The organism is Streptomyces longisporus (genome assembly GCF_039532765.1).
GTDB lineage: Bacteria > Actinomycetota > Actinomycetes > Streptomycetales > Streptomycetaceae > Streptomyces > Streptomyces longisporus.
The window spans coordinates 374,552-394,499 of record NZ_BAAASG010000008.1; the positions used below are offsets into that span (position 1 = coordinate 374,552).

At 70.5% G+C, this 19,948-nt stretch carries 19 protein-coding genes and 2 pseudogenes; 13 read left to right on the forward strand and 8 right to left on the reverse strand.

Going from position 1 to position 19,948, the window contains the following annotated elements; translation table 11 throughout:
* Positions 1-39 precede the first annotated feature (39 nt).
* Both ABD355_RS18750 and ABD355_RS18755 read right to left on the reverse strand, forming a co-directional pair.
* The gene (locus ABD355_RS18750) at positions 40-1,146 is read right to left on the reverse strand and encodes a ricin-type beta-trefoil lectin domain protein (RefSeq protein ID WP_344401592.1); all 1,107 of its coding nucleotides are present in this window, start codon (positions 1,144-1,146) and stop codon (positions 40-42) included.
* Positions 1,147-1,290: 144 nt separating this feature from the next.
* Positions 1,291-1,680 (reverse strand): substrate-binding domain-containing protein, encoded by a 390-nt coding sequence (locus ABD355_RS18755; RefSeq protein ID WP_344401593.1) that lies wholly within the window; start codon positions 1,678-1,680, stop codon positions 1,291-1,293.
* On the opposite strand from ABD355_RS18755, the pseudogene ABD355_RS18760 reads away from it, so the two are divergent.
* A pseudogene (locus ABD355_RS18760) lies at positions 1,566-1,984 on the forward strand (oxidoreductase); the annotation flags it as partial. The gene ABD355_RS18755 and the pseudogene ABD355_RS18760 overlap by 115 nt on opposite strands.
* 171 nt (positions 1,985-2,155) lie before the next feature.
* Positions 2,156-2,940: pseudogene (gene trpC / locus ABD355_RS18765) on the forward strand (indole-3-glycerol phosphate synthase TrpC).
* A gap of 298 nt (positions 2,941-3,238) precedes the next feature.
* Here trpC and ABD355_RS18770 read toward each other — a convergent pair.
* Positions 3,239-4,396, reverse strand: a complete 1,158-nt coding sequence (locus ABD355_RS18770) for an FAD-dependent monooxygenase (RefSeq protein ID WP_344401594.1) — start codon at positions 4,394-4,396, stop codon at positions 3,239-3,241.
* A 73-nt stretch (positions 4,397-4,469) separates the two neighbouring features.
* Here ABD355_RS18770 and ABD355_RS18775 point away from each other — a divergent pair, with 73 nt between their 5' ends.
* The 5 genes from ABD355_RS18775 (at position 4,470) to ABD355_RS18795 (ending at position 9,005) form a co-directional block, all read left to right on the forward strand.
* The gene (locus ABD355_RS18775) at positions 4,470-5,054 is read left to right on the forward strand and encodes a TetR/AcrR family transcriptional regulator (RefSeq protein ID WP_344401595.1); all 585 of its coding nucleotides are present in this window, start codon (positions 4,470-4,472) and stop codon (positions 5,052-5,054) included.
* Positions 5,055-5,191: 137 nt separating this feature from the next.
* Positions 5,192-5,359 (forward strand): histidine phosphatase family protein, encoded by a 168-nt coding sequence (locus ABD355_RS18780; RefSeq protein WP_344401596.1) that lies wholly within the window; start codon positions 5,192-5,194, stop codon positions 5,357-5,359.
* 420 nt (positions 5,360-5,779) lie between these two features.
* On the forward strand, positions 5,780-6,433 hold the full coding sequence (locus ABD355_RS18785) for a response regulator transcription factor (RefSeq protein WP_344401597.1): 654 nt from the start codon (positions 5,780-5,782) through the stop codon (positions 6,431-6,433).
* Positions 6,424-7,692, forward strand: a complete 1,269-nt coding sequence (locus ABD355_RS18790) for a sensor histidine kinase (protein WP_344401598.1) — start codon at positions 6,424-6,426, stop codon at positions 7,690-7,692. Before ABD355_RS18785 ends, ABD355_RS18790 begins: the two co-directional genes overlap by 10 nt.
* A gap of 38 nt (positions 7,693-7,730) precedes the next feature.
* Positions 7,731-9,005, forward strand: coding sequence for a COG4705 family protein (locus ABD355_RS18795; protein ID WP_344401599.1), 1,275 nt, complete (start codon positions 7,731-7,733; stop codon positions 9,003-9,005).
* A gap of 266 nt (positions 9,006-9,271) precedes the next feature.
* Here the strand turns inward: ABD355_RS18795 and ABD355_RS18800 are convergent, their stop codons facing one another.
* A complete protein-coding gene (locus tag ABD355_RS18800; protein WP_344401600.1) occupies positions 9,272-10,333 on the reverse strand; it encodes a bile acid:sodium symporter family protein in 1,062 nt (353 codons plus the stop codon).
* Between the two features lie 187 nt (positions 10,334-10,520).
* Here ABD355_RS18800 and ABD355_RS18805 point away from each other — a divergent pair, with 187 nt between their 5' ends.
* Positions 10,521-11,363 (forward strand): COG4705 family protein, encoded by an 843-nt coding sequence (locus tag ABD355_RS18805; protein WP_344401601.1) that lies wholly within the window; start codon positions 10,521-10,523, stop codon positions 11,361-11,363.
* 148 nt (positions 11,364-11,511) lie between these two features.
* A complete protein-coding gene (locus tag ABD355_RS18810) occupies positions 11,512-12,414 on the forward strand; it encodes a COG4705 family protein (RefSeq protein WP_344401602.1) in 903 nt (300 codons plus the stop codon).
* A 189-nt stretch (positions 12,415-12,603) separates the two neighbouring features.
* Here the strand turns inward: ABD355_RS18810 and ABD355_RS18815 are convergent, their stop codons facing one another.
* The 4 genes from ABD355_RS18815 to ABD355_RS18830 all read right to left on the reverse strand — a co-directional run bounded on the left by ABD355_RS18815 (position 12,604) and on the right by ABD355_RS18830 (position 15,048).
* Complete coding sequence (locus ABD355_RS18815; RefSeq protein WP_344401603.1) at positions 12,604-13,224, reverse strand: Rv1733c family protein; 621 nt, start codon at positions 13,222-13,224, stop codon at positions 12,604-12,606.
* A gap of 273 nt (positions 13,225-13,497) precedes the next feature.
* The gene (locus ABD355_RS18820) at positions 13,498-14,319 is read right to left on the reverse strand and encodes a rod shape-determining protein (protein ID WP_344401604.1); all 822 of its coding nucleotides are present in this window, start codon (positions 14,317-14,319) and stop codon (positions 13,498-13,500) included.
* Positions 14,316-14,690 (reverse strand): TraR/DksA family transcriptional regulator, encoded by a 375-nt coding sequence (locus ABD355_RS18825; RefSeq protein ID WP_344401605.1) that lies wholly within the window; start codon positions 14,688-14,690, stop codon positions 14,316-14,318. Before ABD355_RS18825 ends, ABD355_RS18820 begins: the two co-directional genes overlap by 4 nt.
* 46 nt (positions 14,691-14,736) lie before the next feature.
* Complete coding sequence (locus tag ABD355_RS18830) at positions 14,737-15,048, reverse strand: TraR/DksA family transcriptional regulator (RefSeq protein ID WP_344401606.1); 312 nt, start codon at positions 15,046-15,048, stop codon at positions 14,737-14,739.
* A gap of 346 nt (positions 15,049-15,394) precedes the next feature.
* Here ABD355_RS18830 and ABD355_RS18835 point away from each other — a divergent pair, with 346 nt between their 5' ends.
* The 4 genes from ABD355_RS18835 (at position 15,395) to secD (ending at position 19,831) form a co-directional block, all read left to right on the forward strand.
* Positions 15,395-16,357 carry a HAMP domain-containing sensor histidine kinase gene (locus ABD355_RS18835; RefSeq protein WP_344401668.1) on the forward strand — a complete coding sequence of 321 codons (963 nt, stop codon included), beginning with the start codon at positions 15,395-15,397 and terminating at the stop codon, positions 16,355-16,357.
* A complete protein-coding gene (locus tag ABD355_RS18840) occupies positions 16,350-17,033 on the forward strand; it encodes a response regulator (protein WP_344401607.1) in 684 nt (227 codons plus the stop codon). Before ABD355_RS18835 ends, ABD355_RS18840 begins: the two co-directional genes overlap by 8 nt.
* Before the next feature lie 70 nt (positions 17,034-17,103).
* Positions 17,104-17,514, forward strand: a complete 411-nt coding sequence (locus tag ABD355_RS18845; protein ID WP_344401608.1) for a DUF6153 family protein — start codon at positions 17,104-17,106, stop codon at positions 17,512-17,514.
* A 76-nt stretch (positions 17,515-17,590) separates the two neighbouring features.
* Positions 17,591-19,831: a protein translocase subunit SecD gene (gene secD, locus ABD355_RS18850; RefSeq protein WP_344401610.1), complete on the forward strand. Its 2,241-nt coding sequence runs from the start codon at positions 17,591-17,593 to the stop codon at positions 19,829-19,831.
* Positions 19,832-19,948: the final 117 nt, after the last annotated feature.

Consider the following 19,948-nt stretch of genomic DNA (forward strand, 5'->3'; position numbering starts at 1 on the left):
ATCTGAGCCCGGACAGGGTCCAGATCCCGGGAACAGGGGTCATCCGGCGGTCAGAGTGGTCCACTTCTGGTTGGAGCCGCCGTTGCAGTCCCACAGCTGGAGCTGTGTGCCGTCGGTGGTGGAGAAGCCCGGAACGTCGAGGCAGCGGCCGGAGGCGGGGTTGCGGTAGCCGCCGTTGTAGGGCTGCCAGACCTGGTTGGAGCCGCCGTGGCAGGCCCAGAGTTGCACCTTGGTGCCGTTGGCGGTGGCCCCGCCGGCGGCGTCGAGGCACTTGCCCAGGGAGCGCAGGGTGCCGTCGGTGTAGGCGGACCAGAGCTGGTTGGCGCTGTTGCCGCAGCTCCAGATCTGGACGGCCGTTCCGTCAGCGGTGTTGGCGCCGTTGACGTCCAGGCACTTGCCGGCGAGGCCGGACTGCACGGGCGCCGGGGCGGGTGCGGGGTTCCTCAGCCACCCTGCGCCGTCCGCGGACTGGATGCCGCGGTGGAAGGCGTCGGCCATCTTCTGGTAGCCCGCGTCGTTGGGGTGCAGGGGGTCGGCCAGGTCGGCCGTGGTCAGGCTGCTCATGTCGACGAACGCGACGTGTTTGCCCGCGGCCTGGGCGTCGCTGACGATCTGCCGGGTGGCCTGGTTGTACGTGCCCCGGAACTGTTCCTCAGAGCTGCTGGTCGACACGACCAGGGAGGCGACGAGGACGGTCGCGTCGGGGACGTCGGCGGTGATCTGGTCGACCAGCGACCTCAGCCGCGAGATGGCGGTGTTGACCTCGGAGGCCCCTTGGAGGTCGTTGGTACCGATGTGCAGCGTCACGACGTTGGGCCGATAGCGGGTCAGCGAGGCATCGGCGAGTGCGGCGATCTGGTCGATGCGGTATCCGGAGTGGCCTTCGTTGTCGGGGTCGGACATCGAACCGTTCCGGCCCGTGCCCACGAAGTCGAGTGGATGGCCGTCAGCTGCGAGCTCGTTCCACAACGGCCCGCGGTAGCCGTTGCCCGTACTGCTGCCCACGCCCCAGGTGATCGAGTCGCCCAACGGCATGAGCCGCAGGGGCGTGTTGGAGGCGGCGGAGGCAGGGGCCACGCCCGCCGCCGTCAACCCGAGTGCGACAGCGACGAGCGTGATCAGCGGGAGTAACCAAGATCTTTTCATGCAGCGTCCCTTCTGCGAGTGCAAAGCGCACCCGTATGGCTACCACGTTCCGGCCTGGGACATCCCATGAATGCTTGGAAATCTGGGATATGTGGCATGGAGGAGCTGCGTGTTGGCTCGTTCTCTCTGTTGACATCCCATGTCTTACGGCGTCGGATGCCGTGTGGAGCGGCGAGGGGTCAGTATCGGTTGGACGAGTCTGCGCCGGTCCACGCCGCTGCGGGCGTTGATGACCGCGATCAGCAAATCGACTGCTTCGGCGCCCACTTGGTCCGGGCAGAGGCTGACGGTGGTGACGGGTGGGGTGGTCGTCGCGTAGTCGGGATCCTCGCTGACGCACGCGACCAGCAGGTCTCGCGGCACCCGGAGGCGGTGCTGCCGGGCGGCGGCGAGGATGTTGTGGCCGGCTCGGAGTGGACGCCGATGACGGCCATACGCTACGCCTGACCGCCAAGGCGGTCGGCAGTGCCAGCGCCGGTCTGCGGCACCTCTCGGTCGGGAGCCGGGCGTTCGTCGAGGGGCCGTACGGGGCATTCACCTCGTTGCACCGAACGCGGCCCGGAGCGCTGCTGATCGCCGGGGGAGTGGGGATCACACCGGTTCGAGCCCTGCTGGAGGAGGAGCTGTCCGGTGACGCCGTCGTGCTCTACCGGGTGCGCAGCGAGAACGAAGCTGTGCTGGCCGATGAGGTACGAGCCCTGGTCGCCGCCCGAGGTGGGAAGCTGCACCTGCTCACCGGGCTTACGGGGGAGGGGAGTTCGTCGTTCGAGCCGGACAGTCTCCCACGCTGCAGGTTCCCGCGCGGCAAGTCCACGCCGAGCGGTTCGGTCTGGCCTGAGCCGCCCGCACGGCGATATCGGCTGAATAAGGCTGGGCGCTCCATGGATCATCCGCGCGAAGTTCACCTTCCGCGCCCCGCGGCCGCCCCGCACGAACACCATGATCGATACGGATGAGACTGTTCTCTGAGCACGACTTGGAGAAGATGAATCGACACAGGGAGAAAACGATGAGCGTTCTTGACGGCATCCTCGCGGGAGTTCGCGAAGATCTGGAGGAGCGCAAGCGTGCGACGCCGTTGGCTGAGCTGCGCTCCCGCGTGGCGGACGCGCAACCCGCGCTGGACCCGCTGCCCGCTTTCCGGGCGCCCGGGGTGTCCATCATCGCCGAGGTGAAGCGAAAGAGCCCCAGCAAGGGTGCGCTGGCAGACATCCCCGACCCTGCCTCCCTCGCGGCCCAGTACGCAGCCGGCGGTGCCGCCGCGATCAGCGTGCTGACCGAGCGCAGGCGATTCGGCGGCTCCCTCGCCGATCTGGACGCCGTACGAGCCCGGGTCGACGTGCCCGTCCTGCGCAAGGACTTCATCGTCGACCCCTATCAGCTGTGGGAGGCCCGCGCACACGGCGCAGACCTCGCACTCCTCATGGTCGTGTCCCTCGACGACGGTCAGCTCGCCGACCTGATGGGCTTGTGCAAGGAGTTGGGTCTCACGCCGCTCGTGGAGGCACACACCGGCGACGAGGTTCGGCGTGCCGCTGCCGCAGGGGCCGAGCTCCTCGGGATCAACGCGCGGGACCTGACGACGCTGGACGTGGATCGCAAAGTGTTCGCCGAGCTGGTGACGGCCATTCCGGAAGGCACGGTCAGGGTCGCGGAATCCGGAGTGACCGGCCGGAGGACGTCGCGGAGTACCGCGGCTGGGGAGCCGACGTGGTCCTGGTCGGCGAGGCACTGGTCCGCTCGGGTAACCCGCGCACCGCCGTGCGCGAGTTCATCGAGGCGGCCGGGGTTTAACGGCATCTCGGCCGGCGGCACGCACGCAACTGCCGGACCCGGCCGCCGGACTGATTCCGGCTCGGGCTCCCGCTCTGCCTCCGCAGTGGGAGCCTGTGGCTGTCGTGAGCCGTTTTCGCGGGGAGAGTTCGGCCGCGGAGCGCGCCCGGGACAGTCGCCCGAGCCGGCTGACGGTCGGCTGTCTCCCTCGCCCGGGTGCCTTGTCCGTGGCCCCGTGCGTGAGCGGCTGCCCCAGGGACGCCGTGCCCACCGGGCCAACGGCAAGAGCCACGTCTCGGCTCGGCGGGCATGAACCGGATCAGTTCAGCGACGGCGCAACCCAGGCGTGATGACGCAGGATCATACGGGTGGCGACCCGGGACGGCGTCAGTCGCATCGCTGTGTTCCGCAGAGTGACGGCCAGTGGGTGCGACAGCTGCTGGCCCATCCGCCCGGCCTGCCGGGCGGCCCGTGCGACGGCCTGGCTGCGGGGCCGTCGTTCGGCGTCGTAGCGGGCGAGCGCGGCTTCGACGGTGGACTCGGTGCCGAGGGCGGCTGCAAGGGTGACCGCGTCCTCCAATGCCTGGCAGGCGCCCTGTCCGAGATTGGGCGTCATCGCATGAGCCGCGTCGCCGACCAGCGCGATCCGACCGACCGCGTATGAGGGGAGCGGCGTGCGCAGTTCGTTCACATCATGATGCAACACGGCCGCGGGGTGGGTCGCGTCGAGCAGGGCGGGTATCGGTTCGTGCCAGGTGTGGAACAGCCGGCGCAGTTCGGCCAGCGGGTTGGCGAACCGCGTGCCGACGGGGTGGTTGAGGACGGCGTGCCACTCGGCCCGCCCGTCCCGGAAGGCGATGTGTCCGAACTCCGCGCCGCGGCCCCAGGTCAGTTCGAAGTCGGTGCGCAGATCGACCGCGCGCTCGGTGATGGCGCGCAGCACCGTCGAGCCGCTGTGGACCGGGCCGGGATGGTCCGGGAAGAGACGGCTGCGGACTTTGCTGCCGATGCCGTCGGCCGCGACCACCAGATCGGCGTTCAGGACCGTGGTGCCGCTGTCGACTTGAACCGTCCCAGGGTCGGTCTGCTCCACCTCGGCCACCTCCGAGCCGGTCACCAGTGATCCGGCCGGCAGGGAGTCGCGGAGCAGGCGGTGCAAGGTGGAGCGGGGGATGCCCATGATCGGCGTGCCCACCGCCTTCTCCAGCGTCGAGCCGTCCATCCGGGCCAGCCAGCCGCCCCGGGGCGTCCGAGTGCCGCCGCTGTACTGGCCTTGCGATGCATACCGAACCGCCTCGCCGACGCCGAGTTCGTCCAGTGCCCGCATGCCGTTGGCGGCCAAGGAAATGCCTGCCCCCGCGTCCTCGAGCGTGGACGCGCGCTCGAGGACCGTCACGTCCCATCCGACGCGGTACAGACCGATCGCGGCGGCCAGCCCGCCGATGCCTCCTCCGACCACCACTGCCGTGTTCCCCATGCCGGAGCCCCCTTCTTCTACACCTGTAGAAGCCCACTCTATCCCGAGGTCTCTACCGGTGTAGAAAGGGGCCATGGCTTCGGATCGGCGCACTCTCCTGGCAGACGCGGCTCTCGACGTGCTCGTCGAAGAAGGGATACGCGGCCTGACCCACCGCGCGGTCGACCGGAAATCAGTCATGCCGCCCGGCACCACCTCGGCCTACTTCCGCACCCGCGCCGCCCTGCTGACCGGACTCGTCACCCGCCTGGTCCAACTCGACCAGGCGGAGCTTCAGACGATGGCCGAAGCGCTTGCACCCCTGCGCACCGTCGAGGAGCTGGTGGACGGCATGGTGCTGCTCACCCGACAGCGGCTCACCGGCGAAGGCCGCCGCCGCTCGCTCGCCCGCCATGCCTGCGCCGTCGAGAGCGTGCGCCACCCGGAGCTGCGGGAGATCCTCGTGCCCCGCGAGAACGCCGGCCGCGAGGCCGTACGGCTGTTCCTCACCACGCACGGCGTCGCGGACGTGGCGAACCGCACCCACACCCTGCTGACCTGTATCGACGGACTGGTCTTCGATCGACTGGTGAACGGCGGCGAAGTACCGCGCGACGCTCTCGACGGCCTGGTCGCGGCCGCGCTGCGCCAGGCCCCGCACGTCCGGAACTCGGTCTGAAACGATCAGTATGGGAGCCGCGCTGCAGGCGGGTGCCGGCGGGGCGGCGGCCGCGGTACCAGGTGATCGGCTCGACCGTGGGGGAATCCGGCTGCATCTGCTCCCGGTCGCACCCCAAGATCAGATAGCGCACGGCCATGGGGGAGCTGATCGTGATCAGGCACGGCCAGACCGAGTGGAGCCTGTCGGGCCGGCACGCGGGCCGGACCGATGTTCCGCTGACCGACGCGGGTGAGGCTGCGGCCAGGGCTCTTGTCCCGAGACTGGCCGCCGCCGACCGGTCGCGGTGTTCAGCAGCCCGCTGAGGCGCGCCGGCGGACTGGCGAACTCGTCGACCTGACCGCCGAGCGGATCCGCGAGTCAAGGCCAGGCTGGGATCTGTTGCGCGACGGCGTCATTCCGGGCGGCGAGCCGACCTCCCCGGCGAGACGCGGTGCTGGACCGTATTCGCTGACCGACGGCGACGGCGACGGCGACGGCGACGGCGACGCCGACGTACGCCGTCGTCGCGTGCTCACCGTGCGTCGGCTCGGCCTCGACGCGTCCGCGAGCCGACTGCTCCCCACCCGCGCCCGGGTCCGCTCAGTTCCTTGGCCGCCGAGGAGGGCCAGCCCTTCGCCTCCGCCTGGACCGTGCCGTAGTCGGAGCCTGCCGCATCGGCCCCGACGGCGAGCGGCTGATCAGGGCAGATGGAGAACTGGAAGGCGAGTATCTAGGGTCAGCCCGTGGCTTTCATCATGGTGTGCGAAGACGACGCGGCGGTCCGCGGCATCCTCAGGCGCGCCCTGGAGCACGACGGCCACACCGTCTCCGTCGCCGCCACGGCCGACAGCCTGCTGCGGCAGCTGGCACCCGCGCCCCAGCTGGTCGTCCTGGATCTCGGGCTGCCGGACGCCGACGGCCGCGACGTCTGCCTGGCCCTGAGGGCCCGCGGCGTCGACGTGCCGGTGCTGATGCTCACCGCCTTGGACGGTCTGCATCACAAGGTGGGCGGCTTCGAGGCCGGCGCCGACGACTACATGACCAAACCCTTCGACATCCCGGAACTGCTGGTCCGCGTCCGAGCGCTGCTGCGCCGGGCCACCGTGGCGCCCGCACCGCACGAGGTCGTCCTCGATCCGGCGAAACACGTGGTGACCTACGATTCGGTGAGCATGAGCCTGACCCCGACCGAGTTCCGGCTACTGGGCCGCCTGATCGCCTCGCAGGGCGACGCGGTACGCCGCCATGCCCTCGTCGCCGCCGGCTGGCCGCACGGAGCGCAGGTCAGCGACAACACCCTCGACTCCTACGTGCGCCGTCTGCGGGCCAAGCTCGGTTCGCTGGGTGTGGCGGAGCGTCTGGCGACGGTCCGCGGTGTGGGCTACCGATGGCAGTGACGGGATTCCGCAGAAGTGTCGTCGCGCTCACCGTGCTGATCGCCACCGCCGTGGTCGCGATTCTGGTCGTGGTCTCGCACGTGCTGCTGAGCCGGGTGACGGACGCCGACGCGCACGATCTGGCACATACCCGCGCCGAGGCGGTAGCGGCGAACGTCACCGCCAAGGGCGGCCGTGTCGTGCTCACGGAGAACAGCAGCGAGGCGCTGGACGAGGTCGCCTGGGTGTATGCCGACGGCCGCCTGATCGACGGGAACGTACCACCGAGCGTCGTCGATCGCGTCGAGGAGCTCGCGGACTCGGCGCGATCGCAGACCGCGTCCGTCGGCAATTACCTCCTGTACGCACGGCAGGTTCCGATCGACGGCCACCACGTCATGGTGATCGTCCGGGTCGACCTCACGCCCTACGAGACATCCGAGCAGCGCAGCCTGACCTTGTCGTTGATCCTGGGCGGCCTCACGATCCTCCTCGCCGGCGTTGTCGCGCACCTCGTGGTGCGCCGCGCGCTTCGGGTCGTGCACGAAATGGCCGCCCTCGCCGACGACTGGGGCCATCACGAACCAGGGCGCCGCTTCAACCTCGGAGTCCCCCGCGACGAGTTCGGGGAACTGGGCCAGACCCTGGACCACCTTTTGGAGCGCGTCGACAACGCGCTGGCGGACGAGCGCCGGCTCACCGATGAGATCGCCCACGAGCTGCGGACACCGCTCACGGTCCTGCGGGGCGAGGCGCAACTGGCGCAGCTGTCCGGCGAGCCGGTGGCGCCGGAGGCGGTGCTGAGCGAGGTGGACCGCCTCGATACGGCGATCACGACGATTCTGCGCGCGGCGCGCGCACGGACGGACGACGGGACCAGGTGCGATCTGCGCTCCGCAGCGCGGCAGGCGATCGGCAGCCGCGCGGTCGAGGTCGCCTTCCCGTCGAAGGTCGAGGTGGCCGTGGCGCCCGACGTCGCCGTGTCACTGCTGTCACCCCTGCTGGAGAACGGCCTGCGGCATGCGAAGTCCCGTGTGTGGATCACCGCGCACAGCCGGGGGGAGTCCATCGTGGTCGACGTCCTGGATGACGGACCCGGGTTCGACCCCGCGGACGTCGACCGCGTCTTCGAAGTGGGGGTGACCGGTGGTGACGGATATGGGTTGGGGCTGCCCGTGGTCCGGCGCATCGCCGCCTCGGCCGGTGTGGAGGTCCGGGCGATCGCGGACGGCCGCGGCCACGTCGAGGTGACGCTCCCGGCCGCGCGTGCGATCACGTAGTCAGGTTGCTTGCAGGTTCCCCGCGTAAACCTCCCTGCATGACAACGACAACGGAAGCACGCACGCGCAGCGGGCGCCTCATGCTCAACAAGGTCCCCGAGGTCACCATCTGGTTCTGGGTGATCAAGGTCCTGTGCACCACCGTGGGTGAGAGCTTCGCCGACTGGATCAACATGAAGCTGGGCGTCGGCCTGGTGAACACCGCCTGGATCTTCACCGCGGTGTTCGTCGTGGTCCTGGCGGTCCAGCTGCGGCTGAAGCGGTACGTCCCGTTCCCCTACTGGCTGACCGTGGTCGTTGTCAGCGTCACGGGCACCCTGTACACCGACATCCTCACCGACCAGCTGAACGTGCCGCTGTGGATCAGTTCCGCGGTCTTCTCCGTGCTGCTCGCGGTCGTCTTCGGCACCTGGTGGCTGCGCGAGCGCACGCTGTCGATCCACTCGGTCACCACGTTCTCGCGGGAGTCGTTCTACTGGCTGACCGTCCTGGTCACCTTCGCGCTCGGTACGGCGACCGGCGACTGGACCCTGGAGCTGACCGGCTGGAGCCCGGGCCTGTCCGTGTTGCTGCCGCTCGGCCTCATCGCGGCGATCACGGCGCTGTGGCGGTACGGCGCCAACCCGGTGCTGTCCTTCTGGCTCGCCTACATCCTGACCCGCCCGCTCGGCGCGAACATCGGTGACTGGCTCGCCTCCCCGAAGGTCGCCCAGAACCCGGGGGACCCGACCGGTCTCGACCTGGGCACGTTCACCACCAGCCTGATCTTCCTCGGCCTGATCCTGGCGACGGTGGTCTACCTGACGGTGACGCGCTCGGACGTGACCGAGACCTACGAGGCGGCCCACGCCGCACACGCCACCAGCGACCCGCGCAAGGAGCGTGTCGCGCTGGGCGGCTTCGGAGTGCTCGCCGTCGCCACCGCAGGTCTGCTGGTCTGGGCCCACGGCCAGCCGCACGTCGGTCCGGCGCCGGAGGCCGACAACACCTCCGCCGTCCAGATGGCTCCCGGTGTGGCGGTGAAGAAGTTCCCGCCCGCCAAGGTCGCCGCCCTGAAGAACCTCGCCTCCACCTCGCTCCAGGACGCCCGCTCGGGGAACGCGAAGGGCGCGCACGCGGCCGCCCAGTCGCTGCGTGACCTGTGGGACGCCGACCAGGCCTCGCTGCAGCCGCTGGACCAGACCGGCTGGACATCGATCGACGCCCAGATGGACAAGGTGCTCAAGACCTTCGGCATCGACCACTCGAACCCGCCGGAGTCGCCCGCGCAGCAGGAAAAGGAACTGAACGCCCTCCTGACGGACATGGGCTGATCAAGCGCACAACGCCCGGCGACGGGTTGAGTGTGCCGACAAAAATCCCGTGGGGCGGTCGAAGCCGGCGTCAATGGCTTCGACCGCCCCACGGGAGTTTCTCGGCGGAAGGGGCTGCCACTGCGCGAGCAGCGATTGACCGGCCGGCAGAACGTCAAGCGCCACCGGCGGCGACGGCTTCTACGTCTGCCCGGCGCCAGGACCTCCTCCGACTGGCTCGGGCGCACCCTGCTGGGGGCCCGAGCAGCCTGAGTCTCGCGGAGCGATCAGGAGATGGGTGCGGTGCGTCCCCTCACGACCCGGTTCGCCGCCGTCTTCTGCAGGAGCCCGTAGGCGAGGACGGGCAGGAGCAGATGTGGTTTGTCGGGCAAGGTCGTGGTGAGGAGCACCGCGCTGGCGCTGCTGTTGTTCATGCCGCAGGCGAGGGTGAGCGAGGAGGCGGCCGGGGCGTCCAGTCGCAACAGGCGGGCGGCCGAGCGTCCGAGGGTGAAGGACAACAGGCAGACCAGTGTCGCCACGGCCAGTGCGGCGGCCAGCAGCAGCGGGCGCGGGTGGGTCAGGAAGGAACCGAGTGCGCCGCTGGCGTTGACGTAGGTCAGGACGAGGGAGCCGACCAGGGCCACGGGCACGACGAAGCCGAGGAGCCGGTTCAGCCAGGAGGCGGGCAGCGCGAATCGGCACAGCAGGCCGGCCGCGCAGGGCAGGACCACGCCGACGAAGGCGAAACCGCCGTGGGCGTGGTGCCCGGTCGTGGTGAGGGTGCCCGCGTAGGCGTCGTCCAGCAGTGGCAGCAGGGCAGTGATGACCAGGGGGATGGTGAGCGGGCTCAGAAGGGTGGAGGCGAGGACGAGCCCCACCATCGTCGGCTGATCGCAGTCGCCCCTGCCGGTCCAGACGGTGGCCCCGGCGGCGACGGGCATCGCCACGATCAGGATCATCGCCGTGATCAGCCCGCTTCCGCCGTCGCTGTCCGGAGTCCGGTGCAGCAGGAACGCGACGAGGGGGATGACCAGCAGCGGGATCGCCAGGTGCAGGGCGAGTCCGGCCAGAAGAGCTCTGGGGCTGCGCAGCAGACCACCCAGCGCGCGCACGGGGACCTGCAGCCCGGCCGAGAAGAGCACCAGCGAGAGCAGGGCAGGGGCCGAGTGCAGCGGAACGTGCAGCACCTCCCCGAGCGGCACCATGTGGGTCCGGCGCAGCCACACCCCGGGCCCCGGGAGGAGCACGGCGGCTGCGTAGGACAGGACCACCGCCCGGCCGAGTCTGCGCCGCAGCCAGGCGGTCGCGCGGTCAGGGGCTGGGTGGGCGGCGGGTGGTGCGGTGTTCAAGGCGGCCTTCTTCCGTCGCGGAGGCAGGGGCAGGGGCAGGGGCGGTGGCGGGACGGAGGGCCGTTATGCGGAAGCGGACTGCGCTGGTGTTCATGCTGCTGATACTGCTCGTGTGCGACGGACGGTGCAGGCGGTGCCGCGCGGTAGTCAGGATGCGTTCAGGTATCGCGTGGCACGTTCGGGCGTCATGGCCTATGAGACGTCTGAGACAGCCGCGATTCCGTCGACGGGTGGGGCTGTTGCGCCGTCGTACGGCCGCCGAATGGGCCGGAACAAAGTCCCCGAAGTCACCGTCTACTTCTGGATCATCAAGGTCCTGTGCACGACGGTCGGAGAGACCGCCGCCGACCTGCTGAACGAGAAGGCCGGCCTGGGCCTGAGCGGGGTGTCGGCGCTGATGGGCGCGCTGCTGGCGGTCGTGCTGGTCGTGCAGTTCCGCACCACGGCGTACCGGGCCGGCGTGTACTGGCCGGCCGTAGCCCTGATCAGCATCGTCGGCACCCTGATCAGCGACAACCTCACCGACACCATGGGCGTCCCGCTGGAGACGAGCACCACGGTGTTCGCGATCGCCCTCGCGATCGTGTTCATGGTCTGGTACCGCCGTGAGCGAACGCTGTCGATCCACAGCATCGACACCATCGGCCGCGAGGCCTGCTACTGGCTGGCCGTGCTGTTCACCTTCGCCCTCGGCACCGCCGCGGGCGACCTGGTCTCGGAGCGCATTGACCTCGGCTACTGGGTGTCCGCCGTGCTGTTCGCGCTGGCCATCGCGGCGGTGGGTCTCGCCCACTTCCAGCTGGGCCTGGACGCGGTGTGGAGCTTCTGGATCGCCTACGTCCTCACCCGCCCGCTCGGGGCTTCCGTCGGGGACTACCTCTCCCAGCCGACCGGCCACGGCGGCGTGGGTCTGGGCGCGGTCGTGACCAGCGCGCTGTTCCTGACGGTCATCCTCGGTCTGGTCGTGTACCTGGCCGTGACCCGCAGGGACGTCACCGAGCAGGCGCGGAGTGCCAGGCGCGCGGCCTGACCGGCCCTGACGGGCATTCAGGAAACGTTCAGGTTGCGGCTGCCAGGGTCGGACACCACGGTTGCCGATGGCGGCCGATCCATCGCACAGGGCGCTCGTCCGGTTCAGGGGCGGGCGCCCTGCCGTTCAACCGACAGGAGAATGTGACTTGGAGAAACCAGAGGTCCTCACCGACCACCTCGACGTGGCGAGCACGTCGAGTACGACCAAGTCGGTGATGAAGAAGCTGCCCGAAGTCACGCTGGCGTTCTGGATCATGAAGATCGCGGCGACGACTCTGGGCGAGACGGCGGGCGACCTCTTCGCACAGACCCTGAAGCTCGGCTACTTCCTCACCACGATCGCGCTGTTCCTGCTGTTCGTGGTGACGCTGGTGGTCCAGCTCAGGTCCAGCCACTACAACCCGTTCTTCTACTGGACCGTGATCCTGTCGACCAGCATGGCCGGCACCACGATGTCCGACTTCATGAACCGGGACGCCAGCGCCAAGTATCTCTCGAAGGGGGCTACTTCGCTGGGCTGGGGCCCGCAGGGGCTGGGTCTGGGCTATCCGGCCGGAGCGGCGATCCTGATCTCGATCCTCGTGGTCATCTTCGCCCTCTGGAAGGCCAGCGGCATGACCTTCCAGATCCGCGACATCGTCACCTTCCGGGGCGAGGCCCTGTTCTGGTCGGCGATCCTCGTCTCGAACACGCTCGGCACGTCGATGGGCGACTTCCTGTCCGACAGTTCGGGGCTCGGCTACGCCGGCGGCGCGCTGCTGGTCAGCGCGGCGCTGGCCGTCCTGGTCGCGTTGATGAAGGTACCCGTGGTACCGAACGTGCTGCTGTTCTGGATCGCCTTCGTCCTCACCCGCCCGTTGGGAGCGACAGCAGGCGACTTCCTCACCAAGCCGGTCGCCAAGGGCGGCCTGGACCTGGGCACGGCGGGCTCGTCGGCTGTTCTGCTGGCGATCTTGTTCGGGCTGATGGCCTACGCACAGATGCAGGAGCGCCGCGGGATGGATGCGCAGGACGCGGAACCTGCGCCGGTCACCCGAACGGCGGGCTGACGGTGAGGCACGCCCCGGGTGCGGGTGCGGGGTCGTAGGACACACCCCCACTGACGGCGCGGGCCAGGCGCCGCGCGAGCGGCAGCCAGAGGCCCGCGCCGTCGTGTCTCCGAGACGCCGGGGCCCTTGTCCGCGATGTCCATGTGCAGGACACGGGATGCGTCGCGAGGCCGATTGGCGGGACGGGGACTACGGCGATGTCGTCCAGCGCGGAGCCGTTTCGGCCCAGGCGGTGTCCCATGCGGCGAGGTTGCGGCGGTCGATGATGCGGGCGACGGTGCCGTAGGCGACGGCTGCGGTGGCCTGGACGGCGAGGGCGGCGATGACGGCCGACCCCACGGCGCGGTCGCGGACCTGACGGGGGCTCAGGGGCGGGTCGGTGAGCTTTCCGTCGGTGCCGGCCCAGACGCGGATGATGCTGCCCTTGGTCAGTGCGGGCTGGACGTCGGCGGTGGCGGTGTGGGTGTGCCCGTTGCGGTCGATGCAGCGGACCTTGGTCGGGTAGCGGGTCTTCTTGGCTTCGGCGGAGCCGGGTTCGGGGTGGCGCCGGGCGTCCTCGAGAAGGGTGGCGGTGGTGTCGTGGCGGGTCTCGGCCTGGTGCCGGGCGGTGCGGGTGTAGTGGTCGTGGGCGACGTCGCCGACCAGGAACATGGCGAGGGGAGTGGCGGCCAGTGCGGCCAGGACCAGGCCGATTCCGAGCCATGCCTGGAGCAGATCGCCGCGCCGGCGCAGGGGATTGCGCCGCAGACGCCAGAGCATGACGCGGGGGAGTTCCCGCGGAGGTGGCGGTGGGGGTGTGCGGCCGGGCATGGGTCCTCCTTTCGGCGGTGGACGCAGCGGATGCGGGATGCCGAGGAGCTCGGTGACGAGGGCGCGGCCCAGGGCCTGTCGTTTGGATCACGGCTATGGCTAACGGGGTTTCCCGACTGCCCTGAGCGGGGTCATGGGGGTCCCCCCCGCTCGAGCGAATTCGAGAGTGGGGGAGAGTGACGACAACGCGGCTGGGGGTCCCTCCACGCCCTTAAGTCAGTGGGGGAGTGCGTGCCAGGGCCCGCGACGCCGTGCTGATCGAAACGACAGGCACTAGTGGCGGCGGACAGTTGGCGGGAGGGTGCCGGAGGCGGATGGGTGGGTGTGGGCGGCCTGCAGGAGTTCGGCGGCGCCGCGGACGGCTGCGGTGTGCGGGGCCGGAACCATGCTCAGCGGCACCTGCAGCCGGCCGGTGAGGTGGTAGGTGATCTCGGGACGCAGGGCGCCGCCACCGGCCAGGAGGATGCCGCGGTGCAGGGCATCGAGGGTGAGCGAGGTGCGGTCCTGGCGGAGCATCGCGGTCAGCATCGTGGCCACCGTCTCGGCGATCTGCTCGGGCGTGGTCGTCCCGTCCAGGTCGCTCGTGCCCAGGGCAGTGCGGCGTGCGTCGGTGACGGCGCCGTCGCACAGCAGGACCGCTTCGGTGAGGTGGGCGCCGATGTCCACCACCATCAGCGGACGGGACAGGTCCGCACCGGCCGCCACGGCGATGGCCCGGGCGCCGGGCACGGTCAGGACACTGCGCGGCCGCAGCACGTCGAGTGCGGTGCGGGCCTGGGTGCGGTAGGCGACGCCGTCCAGCACGGGAGCGGTGACGATGACCATGGCGCGGGTGAAGCGGGGCAGGCGGCCGGCGAGCAGGCGCTGCAGCATCCGGGCACACCCCGCGGTGTCGATGATGGTGCCGCGCTGGACGGGGTACACCGCGCCGGTGCCGGGGAAGGACACGGTCGGCACGTCGACGACCACGCCCCGGCCGGCGATCCAGACACGGGTGCGGGCGCTTCCCATGTCCAGGGCGATGCCGCAGCAGCGCCGGCACATCGGCCAGGGCCGGTGCGGGACGACGGAGTGGGGGTGGGAGGTGCCGGTCATGGGATTGCCTCCTTGACCTGCTGGCAGCGGACGCAGTAGCGGGCCTGCGGCACGATCATCAGCCGCTCCCGGTCGATGGGGCGCCGGCACAGATGGCAGATGCCGTACGAGCCGTCGTCCATGCGTTTCAGGGCTGCTTCGACGTCGGCGAGGACCATGCGGGCGGAGGCGGCGAGCTTGATGTGCACCTCGATCTGGGAGGCGGCCTGCTGCTGGAGCCGGTCCTCGGTGCGGGAGGTGACCGGTCCGGCGAGCTGCTGCAACTGCTCCTGACGGAACAGGCGCTGCTCGTGCAGGTTCTCGCGCAGGGCGGCAAGGTCCTCGGCCGACGGCTGTGCCGTGCTCTGGCTGATGGTCTGGCGGTTCACCACTTCACCCCTTCGAGGGCAGCGCGCGGGAGGTCGAAACGGGCGGTGGTCAGGTGGCGCGGCGTTGGCAGGTGACGCAGAGGCGGGTGTGCGGGAGGATCTCCAGCCGTTCCCCGGGGATCGGCTTGCCGCAACCCAGGCAGGTTCCGTAGGTTCCGTCCTCGATGCGGGCGAAGGCTTCCTCGATCTCTTTGAGGGTTCGCTCCATCGCGGTCCTCTGCTCGGACAGCAGGTGGTCGTCCGCCGTCTGGGCGGTCTCCTTGAGGGCCTGCAGCTGTGCCAGCCGGGAGCTGCGGGCGTGTTCCAGGCGCTGTCGCGCCTCATGCGGGTGGTGTTCGGCCCGGGTGGTGTCGAGTGACATCAGCCATCCCTTTCTCGAGGATCTACCGCAGGTGTGGCACGGTCGCGTGCCGGACGGCGAGCTGCGCGCCGGTGTTGCCGGGTCGGCCGTCGGCTGCCCGGTGCCTTCCACCCTGGCCGGGCCGACGGCGGATACCCATCGGGCGCGGGCCCCATTTACGCCCGGCCGCGGGATCCACACCGCGGCGTCATCGGTGGCGCGCAGGCCCGGAAATGGGGTCCGTGCCCCATCGACGGGGCACGCGGGAAGCGGCAGGCTGGCCGCAGGCTCACTTCGATCACCCGGCACCGTCAACGGGGCGGGCTGCACAGTGGAGGTGAAGACAAGAAGGGGAGGCGTGCAGCCGGTGTCCTTGTTCTGGCGGATCTTCGCCCTCAACGCGGTGGTGCTGGGCACGGCCACGGCCCTGCTGCTGTGGGCTCCGGTGACCGTCTCCGTACCGGTTGTGCTCACCGAGGCGGTCGTCCTGGTCGCCGGCCTGGCCGTGATGCTGGTCGCCAACGCCGCACTCCTGCGGCTCGGCCTGGCCCCGCTGGACCGGCTCACCAAGCTGATGACCACGGTGGACCTGCTGCGCCCCGGCCAGCGCCTGCCCGCCTCCGGCGGCGGCGAGGTCGCCGAGGTGATGCGCACGTTCAACGCCATGCTCGAACGGCTGGAACAGGAAAGGGCCACCAGCAGTGCCCAGGCCCTGCTGGCGCAGGAGGCCGAACGCCGCCGTATCGCGCAAGAACTCCATGACGAGGTCGGCCAGACCATGACCGCGATCCTGCTGGGACTCAAACGCGCCGCCGACGACGCACCGGCGCCGCTGCGCCAGGAGCTCCACGAGGTACAGGAGATCACCCGGGAGAGCCTGGACGAAATCCGCCGCCTGGTACGCCGGCTGCGCCCCGGCGTGCTCGACGACCTGGGTCTGGTCAGCGCCCTGACCTCGCTCACAGAGGACTTCGCCACCCACACCGGGCTGCAGGTCACCCGCCGCTTCGACACCGAGCTGCCGGCGCTCGCGCCGGAGACCGAACTGGTCGTGTACCGCGTCGCCCAGGAGTCGCTGACCAACGTCGCCCGCCACGCGAACGGCCGGCGGGTCACCCTAGCCCTGCGTCACACCGACGACAGTGTGGTGCTGACGGTCACCGACGACGGCTCGGGCATCAAGGCTCCCCGTGAAGGCGCCGGCATCCGAGGCATGCGCGAGCGGGCCCTGCTCATCGGGGGCAGCCTTGAGATCACCCCGGCGCCCCGCACCGGCACCCGGGTCCAGCTCACGGCTCCCGTTTCCAGGAAGAGCTCCGACCATGCCTGACACGACTGTGCCCTCTGGGACGGGAACGAGCACGATCCGCATTCTGCTCGCCGACGACCACGCGCTGGTCCGCCGCGGTGTGCGGCTCATCCTCGACCAGGAACCGGATCTCGAAGTGGTCGCGGAGGCCGGTGACGGCGCCGAGGCCATCGAGCTGGCCCGCACCCACGACGTCGACCTGGCCGTGCTCGACATCGCCATGCCCCGCATGACCGGACTGCAGGCCGCCCGCGAACTTGCCGCCCTCAAACCGGCCCTGCGGATCCTGATGCTCACCATGCACGACAACGAGCAGTACTTCTTCCAGGCCCTGAAGGCAGGGGCCAGCGGATATGTGCTGAAGTCCGTCGCCGACCGGGACCTGGTCGCCGCCTGCCGGGCGGCCATGCGCGACGAGCCCTTCCTGTATCCGGGCGCGGTCACCGCACTGATCCGCAACTACCTCCACCGGGCCCGCCATGGCGAGGAAACCCCCGACCAGATCCTCACCCCCCGCGAGGAAGAGGTCCTGAAACTGGTCGCCGAGGGGCACTCCTCCAAGGAGATCGCCGACCTGCTGTTCATCAGCGTCAAAACGGTCCAGCGGCACCGCGCCAACCTGCTGCAGAAACTCGGCCTGCGCGACCGCCTGGAACTCACCCGCTACGCCATCCGCGCCGGCCTGATCGAACCCTGACCTCCCTGCCCGATCACGGGGGACACCCCAGGGATTGCGGCCGCACACCACGATGAAAGGGGGACGGTGCATGCACCGCACCGCGCGCACCGCCCCCGGCACCGGCAGCGTCCGGCACCCCGCCCTCGCGCTGCTGACGGCCGTCGTACTGACGCTGCTGGCCGCTCCCGCCCTCACCGGGCCCGCAGCGACGGGCGTCCCAACGGCCGGCATGGCGGCAACAGCGGCCCACCACCGGGACACCGGACCGCGCGCCGACGAGGGATGCGACACCGCCTGCACCGTCCGAGCAGCCACGCGCCAGGAGCCGCACCGCGAGCACCCTGCTCCGCGCTGCCAGCCCGCCACCTGCGCTCAAGGAACGGCCGTCACCCCGCCCGGACCGGCGCGGCATTCGACGCAGACCACGCACGCCTCAGCCGTAGAGCCTCACACACCCCATGACCGTGGGCGGGCACCGCCTGACCTTTCCGGCATCTGACACCACCCCCTTCCCTCTCCTCAAAGCACCCAGACCGTCTCGTCGGTGGTCGTGGTGCGCCTGCCGGAGGCTTCCTGTGACCCGTTCCGCCCGCGTCAGGGCGTTGATCGCGCTCGCCGCGATCGCCATATCCCTGTCCATCGCCGTCGCCGTGCCGGTCCACCTCGGACTCGACCTGCGCGGTGGTACGCAGATCGTGCTCCAGACCCGCCCCACCGCCGATGCCGGCGGAGATGCCACCGACCGCACCCTGGAGGTACTGCGCGGCCGTATCGACGCGCTCGGCGTAGCCGAACCCACCCTCGTCCGCTCCGGCGACAACCGGATCATCGTCGAACTGCCCGGTGTGCAGGACCCGAAGAAGGCCGCCGACGTCCTGGGCCGTACCGCGCAGCTCACCTTCCACCCGGTGCTCGGCACCGCCCACGACACCTCCCGCACGCTGCCGAAGCGGCCCCGGGAGCAGGTCCTGCCCGACGAGTCCGGCACGCCGCTGCGCCTCGGGGCCGCGGCCCTGACCGGCGGGCACGTCAAGGAGGCTGCTGCCCGGATCGACCGGCAGGGCGGCGCCGGATGGCACGTCACCGTCGACTTCGAGGGAGCCGGCCGCGAGGGATGGGCCCGGCTGACCGGCGAGGCCGCCTGTCACCAGCCGGGCGACCCGGCGCGGCGGGTGGCCATCGTCCTCGACGCGAAGGTCATCTCCTCGCCGCAGGTCGACCCCTCCGTCGCCTGCGGCACCGGCATCCGCGACGGCGCCACACAGATCACGGGTTCCTTCACCCCGGAGGAAGCCCGCGACCTCTCCCTGCTCATCAACGGCGGGGCTCTGCCCGTGCCCGTCGAAACCGTCGAACAGCGCACCGTCGGCGCCACCCTCGGGGCCCAGGCCATCACCGCGAGCGCCTGGGCCGCAGCCCTCGGCACGGCGCTGACCGCGCTGTTCATCATCGTGTTCTACCGGCTGATGGGCGTGCTGGCGGTAGTAGCACTTGCCTGCTACGGACTCCTCTCCTACGCCGCCCTGGCCGCACTCGGCGCCACCCTCACCCTGCCGGGCCTGGCCGGTTTCGTCCTGGCGATCGGCATGGCCGTGGACTCGAATGTGCTGGTCTTCGAACGGGCCCGAGAAGAGTACGCGGCCCGCTGCCGCGCCAGTACCCGCTCGGCGCTGGCGGCCGGATTCCGGGGCGCCTTCAGTGCGATCGCCGACTCCAACATCACCACACTGATCGCGGCCGCCCTGCTGTTCTTCCTCGCCTCCGGGCCCGTGCGCGGCTTCGGTGTCACCCTCGGCATCGGCGTGCTCGCCTCCATGTTCAGCGCCCTGGTGATCACCCGCGTGCTCGCCGAGTACGCCGCGAGCCGCCCCCGGATACGTCGGCGCCCGCGCCTCACCGGCATCGCGGCCACCGGTGCCGTCCGCGACCGCCTCACCCGCCGCAACCCCCAGCTGATGCGGCACCCCCGCCGCTGGCTGGCCACCTCCGCCGCCGTGCTCGTCCTGGCCGCCTCGGGCATCGCCGTGCGCGGCGTCGACCTGGGCGTGGAGTTCACCGGTGGCCGCCTCATCGAGTACGCCACCAGCACCCCCGTCGACGCCGACACCGCCCGCACCGCGCTCGCCGATGCCGGATTCCCCCGCGCCGTCGTGCGGTCCTCCGGTGACACCGGCCTGACGGTTCGCACCGAGCCGCTGAACAACGCCGAGGAGGCCGAGGTCACGGGCACCGTGCGCGAGCTCGCCGGCGGCGCGGACAAGGTCCGCGACGAACTGATCGGCCCCAGCCTCGGCGAGGAGCTGCGCCGGGGCGCCCTGATCGCGCTCGCCGTGGCCCTCGGCGCCCAGTTCGTCTACCTCGCCGCGCGCTTCCGCTGGGTGTTCGGCAGCGCCGCGGTCATCGCCCTCGCCCACGACGTGGTCATCCTCGTCGGCGTCTTCGCCTGGCTCGGCAGGTCCATCGACGGCGTGTTCCTGGCGGCCCTGCTCACCGTCATCGGCTACTCGGTCAACGACTCCGTGGTCCTCTTCGACCGCGTCAGGGAACTGGCCCGAAAGGCCCCCCAAGCACCGCTGCCCGACATCGCGAACCAGGCGATCCTGCAGACCCTGCCCCGCACCGTGAACACCGGCATGGGCGCCGCCTTCATCCTCGCCGCGCTCGCCGTGCTCGGCGGGCCCTCGCTCACCGACTTCGCCCTGGCGCTCCTCATCGGGCTGGCCGTCGGCACGTACTCGTCCGTCTTCACCGCTGCTCCGGTGGCCGTGGAACTCCACCGGCGCGGCGAACGCATCCGCCCACCCCGCAGACCCTGACCCGAGCAGCAGATTCCCGGACGGCCGGCTCACACCGGTGGACAGCCGTAGGGGGTGCGGTTCACGCCGGCCGATGCCGCGGTGCACCCTCCGAGTCACCGGAAATGGGTGCGCCGA

What these genes read in the sequence shown, in the direction of transcription:
- ABD355_RS18750 (WP_344401592.1), bottom strand. Translation starts at nt 1,146, where the DNA reads ATGAAAAGATCTTGGTTACTCCCGCTGATCACGCTCGTCGCTGTCGCA.
- ABD355_RS18755 (WP_344401593.1), bottom strand. Translation starts at nt 1,680, where the DNA reads ATGCCCCGTACGGCCCCTCGACGAACGCCCGGCTCCCGACCGAGAGGT.
- ABD355_RS18770 (WP_344401594.1), bottom strand. Translation starts at nt 4,396, where the DNA reads ATGGGGAACACGGCAGTGGTGGTCGGAGGAGGCATCGGCGGGCTGGCC.
- ABD355_RS18775 (WP_344401595.1), top strand. Translation starts at nt 4,470, where the DNA reads ATGGCTTCGGATCGGCGCACTCTCCTGGCAGACGCGGCTCTCGACGTG.
- ABD355_RS18780 (WP_344401596.1), top strand. Translation starts at nt 5,192, where the DNA reads ATGGGGGAGCTGATCGTGATCAGGCACGGCCAGACCGAGTGGAGCCTG.
- ABD355_RS18790 (WP_344401598.1), top strand. Translation starts at nt 6,424, where the DNA reads ATGGCAGTGACGGGATTCCGCAGAAGTGTCGTCGCGCTCACCGTGCTG.
- ABD355_RS18795 (WP_344401599.1), top strand. Translation starts at nt 7,731, where the DNA reads ATGACAACGACAACGGAAGCACGCACGCGCAGCGGGCGCCTCATGCTC.
- ABD355_RS18805 (WP_344401601.1), top strand. Translation starts at nt 10,521, where the DNA reads ATGGCCTATGAGACGTCTGAGACAGCCGCGATTCCGTCGACGGGTGGG.
- ABD355_RS18815 (WP_344401603.1), bottom strand. Translation starts at nt 13,224, where the DNA reads ATGCCCGGCCGCACACCCCCACCGCCACCTCCGCGGGAACTCCCCCGC.
- ABD355_RS18820 (WP_344401604.1), bottom strand. Translation starts at nt 14,319, where the DNA reads ATGACCGGCACCTCCCACCCCCACTCCGTCGTCCCGCACCGGCCCTGG.
- ABD355_RS18830 (WP_344401606.1), bottom strand. Translation starts at nt 15,048, where the DNA reads ATGTCACTCGACACCACCCGGGCCGAACACCACCCGCATGAGGCGCGA.
- ABD355_RS18840 (WP_344401607.1), top strand. Translation starts at nt 16,350, where the DNA reads ATGCCTGACACGACTGTGCCCTCTGGGACGGGAACGAGCACGATCCGC.
- ABD355_RS18845 (WP_344401608.1), top strand. Translation starts at nt 17,104, where the DNA reads ATGCACCGCACCGCGCGCACCGCCCCCGGCACCGGCAGCGTCCGGCAC.